The 12,234-nt window shown below is 38.7% G+C and carries 14 protein-coding genes and 1 pseudogene; 7 read left to right on the top strand and 8 right to left on the bottom strand.

Going from position 1 to position 12,234, the window contains the following annotated elements; all coding sequences use genetic code 11:
• Window positions 1-241: 241 nt before the first annotated feature.
• From IQ236_RS26555 to IQ236_RS26535, 5 genes are all read right to left on the bottom strand, one after another.
• Window positions 242-484: a hypothetical protein gene (locus tag IQ236_RS26555; RefSeq protein ID WP_193872106.1), complete on the bottom strand. Its 243-nt coding sequence runs from the start codon at window positions 482-484 to the stop codon at window positions 242-244.
• A gap of 33 nt (window positions 485-517) precedes the next feature.
• The gene (locus IQ236_RS26550; RefSeq protein ID WP_193872104.1) at window positions 518-718 is read right to left on the bottom strand and encodes a DUF2283 domain-containing protein; all 201 of its coding nucleotides are present in this window, start codon (window positions 716-718) and stop codon (window positions 518-520) included.
• A complete protein-coding gene (locus IQ236_RS26545) occupies window positions 715-969 on the bottom strand; it encodes a DUF4258 domain-containing protein (RefSeq protein ID WP_228041883.1) in 255 nt (84 codons plus the stop codon). The genes IQ236_RS26550 and IQ236_RS26545 overlap by 4 nt, the downstream gene beginning before the upstream one ends.
• A 48-nt stretch (window positions 970-1,017) precedes the next feature.
• Window positions 1,018-1,578: a Uma2 family endonuclease gene (locus IQ236_RS26540; protein ID WP_193872102.1), complete on the bottom strand. Its 561-nt coding sequence runs from the start codon at window positions 1,576-1,578 to the stop codon at window positions 1,018-1,020.
• A gap of 94 nt (window positions 1,579-1,672) precedes the next feature.
• Window positions 1,673-2,569, bottom strand: a complete 897-nt coding sequence (locus IQ236_RS26535) for a hypothetical protein (protein WP_193872100.1) — start codon at window positions 2,567-2,569, stop codon at window positions 1,673-1,675.
• 278 nt (window positions 2,570-2,847) lie between these two features.
• Here IQ236_RS26535 and IQ236_RS26530 point away from each other — a divergent pair, with 278 nt between their 5' ends.
• The 4 genes from IQ236_RS26530 to IQ236_RS26515 all read left to right on the top strand — a co-directional run bounded on the left by IQ236_RS26530 (window position 2,848) and on the right by IQ236_RS26515 (window position 5,324).
• The gene (locus IQ236_RS26530; RefSeq protein WP_193872098.1) at window positions 2,848-3,384 is read left to right on the top strand and encodes a GNAT family N-acetyltransferase; all 537 of its coding nucleotides are present in this window, start codon (window positions 2,848-2,850) and stop codon (window positions 3,382-3,384) included.
• Between the two features lie 81 nt (window positions 3,385-3,465).
• The gene (locus tag IQ236_RS26525; RefSeq protein ID WP_193872096.1) at window positions 3,466-3,651 is read left to right on the top strand and encodes a hypothetical protein; all 186 of its coding nucleotides are present in this window, start codon (window positions 3,466-3,468) and stop codon (window positions 3,649-3,651) included.
• Window positions 3,652-3,845: 194 nt separating this feature from the next.
• Complete coding sequence (locus IQ236_RS26520) at window positions 3,846-5,066, top strand: DNA double-strand break repair nuclease NurA (RefSeq protein WP_193872094.1); 1,221 nt, start codon at window positions 3,846-3,848, stop codon at window positions 5,064-5,066.
• 33 nt (window positions 5,067-5,099) lie between these two features.
• Window positions 5,100-5,324, top strand: coding sequence for a hypothetical protein (locus IQ236_RS26515; protein ID WP_193872092.1), 225 nt, complete (start codon window positions 5,100-5,102; stop codon window positions 5,322-5,324).
• 37 nt (window positions 5,325-5,361) lie between these two features.
• On the opposite strand, the gene IQ236_RS26510 is transcribed toward IQ236_RS26515, so the two are convergent.
• Window positions 5,362-6,255 (bottom strand): prephenate/arogenate dehydrogenase, encoded by an 894-nt coding sequence (locus tag IQ236_RS26510; RefSeq protein WP_193872090.1) that lies wholly within the window; start codon window positions 6,253-6,255, stop codon window positions 5,362-5,364.
• Window positions 6,256-6,522: 267 nt separating this feature from the next.
• On the opposite strand from IQ236_RS26510, the gene IQ236_RS26505 reads away from it, so the two are divergent.
• The 3 genes from IQ236_RS26505 to IQ236_RS26495 all read left to right on the top strand — a co-directional run bounded on the left by IQ236_RS26505 (window position 6,523) and on the right by IQ236_RS26495 (window position 11,276).
• On the top strand, window positions 6,523-8,061 hold the full coding sequence (locus IQ236_RS26505) for a pentapeptide repeat-containing protein (RefSeq protein WP_193872088.1): 1,539 nt from the start codon (window positions 6,523-6,525) through the stop codon (window positions 8,059-8,061).
• A 72-nt stretch (window positions 8,062-8,133) separates the two neighbouring features.
• On the top strand, window positions 8,134-9,690 hold the full coding sequence (locus tag IQ236_RS26500; RefSeq protein WP_190517263.1) for a pentapeptide repeat-containing protein: 1,557 nt from the start codon (window positions 8,134-8,136) through the stop codon (window positions 9,688-9,690).
• 131 nt (window positions 9,691-9,821) lie between these two features.
• The gene (locus tag IQ236_RS26495) at window positions 9,822-11,276 is read left to right on the top strand and encodes an ATP-dependent DNA helicase (protein ID WP_322744379.1); all 1,455 of its coding nucleotides are present in this window, start codon (window positions 9,822-9,824) and stop codon (window positions 11,274-11,276) included.
• 9 nt (window positions 11,277-11,285) lie between these two features.
• Here the strand turns inward: IQ236_RS26495 and IQ236_RS26490 are convergent, their stop codons facing one another.
• Window positions 11,286-11,960: a Uma2 family endonuclease gene (locus tag IQ236_RS26490; RefSeq protein WP_193872084.1), complete on the bottom strand. Its 675-nt coding sequence runs from the start codon at window positions 11,958-11,960 to the stop codon at window positions 11,286-11,288.
• 130 nt (window positions 11,961-12,090) lie between these two features.
• A pseudogene (locus IQ236_RS26485) lies at window positions 12,091-12,234 on the bottom strand (photosystem II q(b) protein); the annotation flags it as partial.

The following is a 12,234-nucleotide window of genomic DNA, read 5'->3' as shown; positions in this document are numbered from 1 at the left end:
GGGTTTGGAGACCAAACCCCTACGATAAAATATTACAACCTATTTAGGACTGCTATAGGGGTGTGGGTTTCTAGCAAAATCAGAAACCGGGTTTCTAGCAAAATCTGGAATTAGAAATCAAGTTCTGTGGAGAAACCCGGTTTCTAGGGGTGTGGGTTTTTAACAAAATCAGAAACCGGGTTTCTAGCAAAATTTGGAATTAGAAATCAAGTTCTGTGGAGAAACCCGGTTTCTAGGGGTGTTAGTTATTTTTCTCCCATTCATCCTTAACAGCATCCCAAGCTAACCATGCAGCTTTTTGAGGACTTCCCCCTACACTTTCTAAGGAATTTAATGCTGATTTTACAATCTTTTCATCTTCTTGATTTTCAATCCATTCTAATAACGCCTCCCAATCAGAAATTTGCATCTGAATAGCAACTTTCTGTCCTTGAGAATTTACTAAAAACTGAACCTGACGTAAAATATTAATGACATCAGCCATTGTTTAAACTCCTGAAAGGTTCCCTAAAAACACTTAATAATTTTCAAATTGTAAGAGTTTCAAATGTTCACGGGTTACTCTTGTACTTAATTTTAAAATTTCAACCCCAACAACTTTACCCTCCTCATTAAAATCTAAAATTACCCCAGGTTCTACTTCTTCCGACTCCACAATAAGTGAATCATCTAAGCGGAAATATAAAGCATCACTTTCTTGGTCAATTTTAAGTTTCATAAGTTCCTCCTCAGTCTCCGATCAAAAAATACAGTAACAACACGGTTAGGGGTGACAGTAGAATTAACTACAACTCTTAAAAATCGTCCTCCAAACTCTGGAATTGACTTAATATAATGAGTTGTGTTATCTGAGTGTTCTTCACAAAAATCCGGTTCATTAATTGCCGATATAACCCATTCTTCTGGTATAGCACGTTCTTGCATCACATCCAGTGCATGACGAGAAAACTCAACATTAGGTACAAACAATATATCCTCCCCGTTTCAAAATTATTGACAATATCCAACACTTACCTCTTAACGCAAAATCTGATTAACATTAATTGTAATATCTGGAAAAGCACCCAGAGTCAAAGTTTGTTCCATTGTAAATAACTGAATAAATTGATAACCGTTAGCAGTCGGATTTTGATATACTCGAACAATATTTTGAGTCAAATCAACTAACCAAACCTCCTGAATATAATTCTGACAATAGAGGGGAATTTTCACCTGTTGGTCAAACTCAATGGTTGTATCTGCCACCTCTATTAATAACAAAATATCCGACGGTTGGGGATGTTGTTCTTCATAAAAATCTGGACGCGGTTGTAGTAATACTAAATCCGGTTGAGGTTGGGATAAATCATTCAATTGAATGGGGTTTTGTACACTGATGAGAATGCGATCGCCCAAGGTTTGATAAAATAATCGATTACAGCGATTAACACAAGACGCATGGCGTTTTCCAATGGGTGACATTTTGATAATTTCTCCATTAATTAATTCCGTTTTTTCATCATTTTCAAAAACCCCTATTTCTCCCATTTTGTGATAATCTTTAACGGTAAAGCGTCGTTTTAAAACTGGGATTGACATTTTAACCTCCTTGTTGATTAACACTATTATAATCTGAAATTAAATATTACAGAGGTCAGTTCTTGACGTTGAAACCCGGTTTCTGTAGTTCTAATTAGGCTTGAGGTTTCACCACCTGAAAGCATTGATAAAAAACACGCCAATTTTGTTGTTGTTGTAACTGTTGCCATAACTGATTTAAGATATCATCTTCTAAAATAGGAAATTGTTGTTTAGGGTTGCAAGTTAACCCGTCAATTTCAATCGGTTTTTCTGAAACAATTCCTAAATATTCCTCAACGCCTTCTCCAGTGAATTGAATAGAAATGTTTCTTTGCGCCGCTATTGAACCTGTTTGTGGTAATAAAATCGGAGGTTGATCAATTTGATTATCGGGTGCAAAAGCTAAGGACGGACAAACCAGAAACCGAGCTTTTAATCCTCGATTTAACAATAATAAATAAGACTGGGGATAATTTAGGTTTAACTTCATTATCAAAGGTTGATTACAAGGAATAGTCGGGGTCGAGTTTACGGGTTCTTCCCAATACATTCCTCGAAAAGTTGGTGCAAATTTAATCCAGTCGGGTTGGGGCGTTTCCTGCTGTTTCAACTGTTCCCAACGTTGATTAAATTGCCATCGAGGAAATTTTTGATCGTGTAACCAATGATAAACTTGTTGCCAAATTCCTTTTTCTCCTTGTTTGCGATTAATTAAAGCATCAATATTAACCTGATCCTGAATTAACTCTTTTTCATAGATTTTGATTAAATAATTTTCAATTACTTCATTTTGCAGTCTTTGAATATTATCCTGACAATACCCTAACTGTTGTTTGATTAATTTTAATAAATCATCTTTTTTGGGATCACGGCTTTTGTTGCAAATATTATAATTATCGGGATGAAAGCGCAGTTTAAAAAACCATTCTTTTTCCCGTTTGCTTACGGTGACATCATCTTTAAACAGTATTGTTGCCAATTCATCCAGAAAAATTGCGTATTCTTTCATGTTTCCCTCCGCCAATTCGTCTTAGGCTTTAATTTATCTGATCATAACATTAGATCCTAAAAAAAACAAACTTTTCACCCAATTGTCATTTGCTGTAATTTCTGGTATTTTGTTGAATTTCCAGATATTTGATGGAATTTAATAGATTTAAAATTACTTAATTTATATTTTGTAATTTGATTAGATTTAATCGCAAAAATATGAATTTAAAACGATACAAATTATTCAATTAGTTGCTAAAACTAAATCAGTTAACTTTCAACAATTCAGTAACCAATATGAAATTTACCCTCGGTCATCCCAGTGATAAACGCTTCTGGAATGCTGCTATTAAAATGTTAGGAACTCATGCCAATATGCAATGGGTTTTGCAGGGTGCATTATCAAAATATCAGGCGATCACAGAATTAGAACATTGGGAACAACATTGGGAAAAATACGGTTTTGGTAACTATTTTGCCTTAGACCGACAGGGAAAAGAATTATTAGGATTTGTCAAGGTTTACCATAGCGATCGCTCCCCATTTGTTAATATTGGTTATGCCCTAGATCAACCCTATTGGGGGCATGGTTTAGGCACAGAATTAGCGGAAACCGCCTTAAAAATTGGTTTCTTAGAACTCAAAGAACCTCAATTAGTGGGTTTTGCTCGTTGTCGAAATCATGCGAGTCGTCGCATTTTAGAAAAAGTTGGTTTTCATCAAGTTAAAGAGTGCTTAATCGAAGATCGGGATTATTGTTTATATCAAATTTCCCAAGAGCGTTATCTGCAACGGTTGGAAATTTCAGCAATGACCTATACCCCTATTTCCTAATTGATCATATTCCCCCCTTTTTAAGGGGGGTTAGGGGGGATCTTTTCCCAGGTTAAAACAATTAAAATGTTGGAGAACTATATGCTTGATAAATGCGAAGAAGTGTATTGTCCTTGGGTCAGAGACACGCAAAAACCCGACCATTACTACTGCTTACGGTGTAAAAGGGAAAGGTGGGTTAATCGGTCTATATCGGATGATGGGGAGGGTTTGGTGTGGGTAATTTTATTTGTTGTGGGAATAGGAATTGCGATCGCCCTTCAATAAGATTCTATCCATTGATCTGTTAAACTGGTGTGAAAGATGGTGCGTGCGCTGTGATGGAGCACCCTACGATTAATTTTAAACTGGTGTGAAAGATGGTGCGTGCGCTGTGATGGAGCACCCTACGATTAATTTTAAACTGGTGTGAAAGAACGAAAGGATTAAGTTGAACAACGAAATCATCGTAAATAAAACCTATGTTAGATCTAACTAAACTGTCCCAACAAATGCAAGGAATGAGTCAACATATTAATCGAGAAGCAGAAGCGTCTCGAAAACGAATTGAAATTGCTTTGAATTTGATGGAACAAGCGAAATTAAATTCTGAGAATTTAAGGCAAAAACATGAAGAATTTAAACAGAGGATTATCTTTAAACCCGCGACTCCCTTAGAACCTTTAAATCATTATCCCTATATTGTTGAACCTCCTTTAGCCCATACAGTATTCGCAACGGATGGTTCTCAAATCGCGCCCAGTGCCCATGAAATTGCCTATTGTTATTTAATTAATGTGGGGCGAGTAATTTTACATTATGGTCAAAGTCGCCACCCGATTTTAGATAGTGTTCCTGAAATTTATTATCGTCCTGAAGATTTATATTTATCCCGTCAATGGGGAATTAAAACGGAAGAATGGATGGGCTATCGTCGGTCTGTTTCCGAAGCAATCATTTTAGCAGAATCGGGACAGCAATTATTAGAAATATCTCCCAATCAACAGTTAAATGTTCCTACTTTAGCCTTAGTGGATGGTTCCTTAGTTTATTGGTTTTTAGAACAATTACCTTCAGAAGCACGAGATTTAATTTTACAGCCTATTTTACAATCTTGGGAACAGTTACGGTTAGCCAATATTCCGTTAATGGGTTATGTTAGCGCCTCTCGCAGTAGTGAAAGTTTATCTTTTTTACGATTACAAGCTTGTCCATTTGAGGAACCTAATTGTTTAAAATATTGTCCAGGGACGGGAGGAATGAGTGCAACGGGAACGGAGAAAAAAGCCCCTTGTCAAGTGTGTGATCCTTTGCGGGATACGGTATTATGGGAATCCCAATTGAAACCCGGTCAACGGAGTCCGTTTTGGCGGTCTAATTCGTCAATTTTGGATTTATATGATCATCATCAAATCTATTTTTGTTATGTCAATGTCGGGATGGAAATTGCTCGTTTGGAAGTTCCGGCTTGGGTGGTTGAAAATTCAGAACAATTAGAGTTAGCATTAGGAATGGTCATCGCTCAAGTTCAAAAGGGATATGGCTATCCGGTGGTATTAGCTGAAGCCCATAATCAAGCAGTTGTTAAAGGAGGCGATCGCACGCGATTTTTTGCTATGTTAGAACAACAAATGATTAAAGCCGGATTAAGAAATGTGGGAATTTCCTATAAGGAAGCGAGGAAACGAGGTAGTATTGCTTAAGAATTACGAATTACGAATTACGAATTACGAATTATGACCATTGAATTAATTATTTTATTGGCTTCATTGTTGGTGGCTTGGTTGGTTTTTACTTGGGCGGTTCAGGTTTTAAAAGCGAGTATTAGTACGGCGGTTGCGATCGCAGCTATTGTATTAATATTACAGCTTGTGTTTGGGATTGGGCCCCAGGAGTTATTAGATTATTTGATGCAGTTACCCCAAACGTTATGGAATTTGATTGTTAATCATCATTCTTGAGGGGGGAATTAGAAAGCCCTGAAGGGCTTACTACGGGTTAGAGATTAAATTTTAGACGATCAGAATGATTTTGATGTAATTGTTTTTCTAAGGTTTGCCAGTCTTCTTGTTCAATATAAGTGGTAATTTTATCTAAGGTTTGGCGATAGGATTGTAGAGAACGTAATAAAGCGTCCCGATTATATTTTGCCATCATTAATCCCAGTTCAGGATTCCCCCCACCAACGCGGCTGGTATCTCGAAATCCCGAACTGGCAAAATAATGAGCTAACAAGGCGACATCGGGGTTATCTTCCTGTCTTAAGGAAGCGATTAAACTACCACTAACGATGACAGGGAGATGGGAAATCCACGCCACAGCCCGATCATGTTCTTCCGGTTGACAATGATAAATTTTAGCTTGCAATAAATCCACAATTGATTCTACAATTTTAATAGATTCGAGGGGTGTGTTAGCGGTCGGTGTGATCACATAAGGTTTGTTGACAAATAGATGGTGTTGAGCCGCATTAATTCCGGTTTGCGTGTTCCCTGCCATTGGATGTCCGCCCACAAAATTAGGCCATAACGCTGAACAATTTTCGACAATCGGTTTTTTAACAGAACCCACATCCGTTAAAATGGCGTGAGGTTGTAAATAGGGAATTAATTTTGCTACTGTCGGAGTAATAGCAGCAATGGGTGTACAAATAAAAATGATGTCAGCTTGACTCATTAAAGACAAATCAACACTGGCTTCATCAACAACTCCAAGTTTAACAGCAACCTCACAAATTTTTTGTTCGAGACTAATTCCCAAAATCCGATAGGATGGAGAGGGAGAAGCAGAAGGATTATTCGAGATTTGTACTTGGGTTTGTTGCCGATGGGTATATAACTCTAAACCAAGAGATCCTCCAATTAAACCCAATCCGACAATACCAATATTCATCAATCAATACTCCATTTAATTATTACAAAAAAATTGTTCTAAACCCATCGATTAAAATTCACCCTAAAACCGTATTTTCAAAAAAAGTTAAAGGGTCTTTAATCGATCCTTAAAAGCCTCACTATTGAGTTAAATATAAAAAGGATTGTATCAGGTTAGAACTAACATTTATCAAGTCGTTTTCACCCTTTCATGGGTAGATATATTCTACCGTATTTTGTTATAATTTCATAAAATCTACCTAACAAAGTTGGAGAGTTAGAAGGCATGGATGCCGATGAACTTCTGCTCAAATATGAATCAGGCACAAGAGACTTTACAGCCATTCTGCTTTGTGAAGCCAATCTCAGTCGAGCTAATCTTAGCCAAGCCAACTTGAGCCAAGCCATTTTGAGTATTACTAATCTCAGTGGCGCTAATCTATCAGAAGTGAATCTGAACCAGGCAAAACTGAATGTTGCCCGTCTCAGTGGTGCTAATTTAAATCGCGCCACCTTGGATGATGCCATTCTCAATGTTGCCAACCTGATTCGGGCTGATCTTCGAGAAGCATCCCTGATGAATGCCTCTCTGATTCGGGCTGAACTGATGCGCTCCGATCTTACCCATGCTGTATTGATGGGAGCAAATCTCAGTGAAGCCGATTTGCGAGAAGCCACTTTGCGACAAGCCAACCTCGAACAAGTCAATTTGAATGGCGCCAATTTAACCGATGCGGTTTTCATCGGTTGTAATTTAGAACGGGCAAGTTTACATCGCGCTTGTGCCACTAAAGCAGATTTTAGAGGTGTTAATTTAAGCAATGGTGAATTGAGACAAATTAACTTATCTAAAGCTAATTTAAGTGGGGCTGATCTCCGAGGGGCAAATCTACGCTGGGCCGATCTCAATGGTGCTAATTTAAGTGGGGCAAATTTAGAGCAAGTTCGGTTAAGTGGGGCAAGTTTATGTGGAGCGAATTTAACAGGGGCAAACCTGATGAATGCGGTTTTAATTCATGCCGATTTAACCCAAGCCAATTTAATTAATGCTGATTGTACGGGTGCTGATTTAACAGGTTCTTCCTTAACGGGATCTAAACTTTATGGAGTCTCTCGTTTTGACTTAAAAGCAGAGGAAATTACCTGTGATTGGATTGATTTAAGTCCCCTCGGAGATAGTAGCCATATTCAAACCTTTAGCCCTAAAGAAGCGAATAAATTTTTTAATGCTACCTTTCCTACGGTTGAAATTAGCGTTGATACCCGATTAGGATTTGAAGACCATACAATTTTAGCTAAAATTTATCATTATCTTCAACAACAATCCTCATTATTCAATCAACCTCCGACCCTGGAAGTTAACTCCCGACGAACGGTGATTTCATTCAAAATTGAATCGAATGAACAACTGTTAAGCTTGGCTTATGTGGCTATTTTGCCGTTTCAGGATGCGGATGCAACCCAAAAGGCAATTGAAGCCGCGATTAAACAGTTAACTCCAGAAACCTGTAGCCAACTTCCTGTACAGTTATCCAATCGGATTGTACAATTGGGGGTGGAAATGGCTCAACAAATTCGCCTTTTAAGCGATATTAGATTAGATCCAAAAATTGAATTCTCAACGCCTTTCTTTCTCTATCCCACACGCACCCTTCTCAAAAGTTCTAGCCATCAACATTTAATCTTGCATAGTCATTCTTATTTTGGTAGAAGTTTAGTCAGAGATTCTGGCTCTTCGGAAAGTTCAGAATCTCTGAACAATCCCTCTTTAAACCCCAAACCTCTTGATGTAGAAACCTTTTTAAATTTTATCAAAGGATTTTAATTCCCTTTTATCTGTGTTGAATTAACAACAGTGAATCACCATTTATTAAATCCGGGTTAGAGGATCATTATTATGATTGAAAGTGAATTAGTCAAAGTCTACCAAATTGTTAAACAATACCAGGAGGGAGAGCGGAATTTTAGTGGGGTTAACTTGAATGAAACCAATTTAAGCCGCATCAAACTTAGTCAAGCGAATTTAAGCCAAGCTTCTTTTATGGTTGCTAATTTAACCGCCGCTAATTTAAGTGGTTGTAACCTCATAGGAGCTAATCTCAATGTCGCTCGACTCAGTAATGCCAATTTAAGTAAAGCCATTTTAGATCGAGCGACGTTGAATGTTACTAATTTAGTTCGAGCCGATTTAAGTGAAGCTTCTCTGATTGAAAGTTTATTAATTCGAGGGGAATTAATTCAAGCGTTACTTAGCCAAGCTAAATTAATTCAAGCCAACTTAAATGGGGCTGATTTAAGAGAAGCCAAGGTCGAACAAGCAGATTTTACCCATGCAAATTTAAGTGGGGCGAATTTACGCGCTATTTTTGGGGTCGGAACTTGCTTTAGGAGGGCTGATTTAAGAGGTGCTAATTTAACAAAAGCCGACTTACCCAAAGCGGATTTTAGTTATGCAGAAATGCGACAAGCGAACCTCACCCATGTTAATTTAAGTGGGGCGGATTTAAGTGGGGCGAATTTACGGTGGGCTGATTTACGCGGTGCAAATTTAGCGGGGGCAAATTTAAGTGAAGCCAACCTGAGTGGAGCTAATTTAAGTGGGGCGAATTTAAGTAATACTAATTTAGTCAAAGCTAGTTTTGTTCACGCGGATTTAACCCAAGCTAATTTAATTCAATCTGACTGGGTAGGCGCGGATTTATCAGGAGCTACCTTAACCGGAGCCAAGCTTTATGAAGTCCATCGATTTAGTTTAAAAGCAGAAGATCTCAAATGTGACTGGATTGATTTAAGTCCCAATGGTGATCATAGTCATGTTATCCAGTTTAATCCTGAAACCCTGAGAAAGTTTTTTCATCAAAGCCTTCCCACGGTTCAAATTTTCATTGATGCGCCTTTAGATTTTGAATCTAATTTAAGTTTAATGATGATTTATCATAAATTATCTCAAGTCTATCCTGTGATGAATCGTCCCCCTAGTGTTGATGTGGATTATCGACGCACCACCTTAACCTTTTCCGTGGAACGGGAAGAACATTTATTTCCCATCGCTTGTATGATCATTTTTCCCTTTGCTGATGCCTCCTCAACTCAAAAAAATATTATTAATTTAATGAGAAGAATTAAAGAAGAAAATTTAGGAAAAAATCGAAAAGTCCAGATTTTAACCGCGATGAATCAAGTCATTATTAAAGCCAATGATTTTAAAGCCTTAGTCCGAGAAACTCAGAAAAATTATCCGTCTCCTTTCTTTAAAGCCGCAACCCAAACTTTACTAAAAAATAGCAGCCAACATAGTTTAATTGTTCATAGTCATATTAATTTTGGAAAACGCTTTGATGAATTATCCACTCGTCAAATGGATGCGGATTTAACCCTCAATTCCCGTCAAACCACCCTTCCTGATTTTAATCAGGTGGTTGAGTTTATCGAAAGCTTTGATTATCTGGGGTAATCAGGGATAATTAATAGATATTACCATTCTATTTGTGTTTCTGGACGAGTTTGATAGAAGTTGAAGTCCATAACTTATTGCGAAACTTTCTAAAGTCGCAAACAGAGGTTCCTTGGCCCCATCATCTCACGATGGCTCGTTTGGTGGCCAGAGCCTTGCGATTGGGCCGCAATGCCTTAATTCAAACCGGAATACCCCCCAACTATGAGCACCACTCCTATCGGTTTAGTTATTGGATACCGTTGTTAGTTTGGCGTCAACCTACGATTGTTGTTGCATCGGATAGGATTTTGGACGAACTGCAACGGCTGGATTTGCCAGCCTGGATTAACTCACAACCCTTAAATCATCCTGATTTAATCTCGAATAAACCGATTGTTAGGGGCGATTCTTGGCCCTATGAAGGCTTTCCAGGGGTGTTGTTAACCCCCCCCCAAGCTTGGTTATCTGATCGTTTAAAGCATAAAAACAGCTTTCCGCAACAGGTGGTGACGGTCATAGATGGGGTCGATGATTTAGAAGCTTGGACACGCCAAACCCTCACCGTGAGTTTGCATCCCCAGGACTGGAATCATCTGATGCAACAGCAACCCCAACAAGCGGAAACGATTCGAGATGCACGGGTACACCTAACACGGGTACTCTTCCAACATCCCCCCAACCCTTATCAATGCTATGTATTAGACAGTCCTGAACAAGAGATCATTGAGGAACTCTATGCCGTTTTAAATCGGAGTTTCGATCCGGTGTTATTACAATGGCAACAATTTTGGCAACGTTGGAAACTCCCAGAACAATTAAAATGGGCTGTTGTCGATCGAACATTAGGAACATTTTCTCTGTTTTGTGGGCCGATAGATGTGGCATCAGAGTTAAGAGTCCTCTGGCCCCAACAGCCTGTTGTTTTAATTGGGGGAGCCTTGGATTTAGACAAAACCGTCCCAGTTTACCGTCAATCCGTCGGATTAGGAGAAATTACGAGTGTAAAATTTACTCCAGATCGGCAAAGTCAACTGATTCAACTGTATATTCCATCGGGTTTACCCTTACCAAATACTCCCCAATACCAACAAGCTTTGATTAAAGAGATTTATACAATTTTATGTATGAGTTTATCTGTACCTGGCTTAAGTGTTTTATTAATCGGAGATGTGCCGTTAAAAGCTCAGGTTAGTACGGCAATGGCGGCAGAATTTGGCTCACGGGTACAGGTAGAAACCACTAATTTGTCCGAAAATGGCGTTTTAGTAACGGGTTGGGAGTTTTGGCGACAACATCAAGGACGTTTACCTTCTCCTCATTTATTAGCGATCGCAACTTTACCCATTCCGTCCTTAGAAGATCCCTTAGTCGCCGGACAAGTTGCCTATTATAAACAACGACATCTGGATTGGTTTCGCTTCTATTTATTACCAACGGCTTTAAGCGAGTTACAACGAGCCGTCGCCACTGTCCGTGATAGTCAAGGGGTTGTGGCATTATTTGATAGTCGAGTTCTGCATCGCAGTTATGGAGAACAGGTTTTAACCGCCTTAAGTCCTTCTGCCCGAATTAATTATTTAGATACATTGTGGTTAGGGCAATAGCTATTCCCCCTATTCTGATAGATTCGGATCAACTCCTAAACGTTTTAACCGTTCTTCTAACTCTTTTAACCGAGCTTCTGCTTGTTCTGCCCGTTGTTTTTCTTGTTGTAATCGTTGCCCCAATTCTACAAACGTTAAAAACCGTTCTCCTGTGGGGGTAAAAATTTGTAATTCCTCAGCCATTTCAAACCGAACTCCTAAACGGGGACTGACCCAACCTTGAATTTCATCAATAATTGTTAATTGTCCTTCGATGCGTTGCCATCCAGCAAAATCCACTTTTTCAGGATCATAAAGATAATATTCCTCCACACCATATTGTTGATAAAATTGCAGTTTAGCTGCCATTTCTTTAATTCTATTGCCTGGGGAAAGAATCTCAAAAACGACCTGGGGGGGGATATTATCTTCTTGCCATTGTTGATAAGAACCCCGATAACCTTTGGGTCTTCCAAACACTACCATTGTATCCGGGGCGCGACGAATTATATTATTTCCTTCAACGGGATACCAGAGTAAATCTCCCGCTACAAACACATTAGAATTGTCAGCAAATAACAGATCTAAATTTTCTTTAATTGTAACGATCCATTGAAATTGCAGTGTATTGTCAGACATGGGTTGTCCATCACTATCGGGATAAACAATGGGGATTTGATTTTGGGGTTGCAGTTGTTGGAGCATAAGCTTGATGTTGAGTTCAAGACTGCTATTTTAACTCTAACATGAATATCATTGTCCCTGGATTATAAATCATAAACAACAAAAAACGCCCCCCTTTCGGAGAGCGTTCTTTGTTATCTCAGGTTAAAAATTAACCATTGATAGAAGGAGCAACCAGAGCAACGGGAGCAGATTCACCCGAAGCTAAGTCTAAGGGGAAGTTGTGAGCGTTACGCTCGTGCATTACTTCCATACCCAGGTTAGCGCGGTTGAGAACATCAGCCCAAGTGTTGAT

The sequence above is a fragment of the Planktothrix mougeotii LEGE 06226 genome (genome assembly GCF_015207485.1).
Lineage (GTDB): Bacteria > Cyanobacteriota > Cyanobacteriia > Cyanobacteriales > Microcoleaceae > Planktothrix.
Note: the sequence above shows the minus strand (reverse complement) of the source record. Positions and strands in the feature narration are given on the sequence as shown.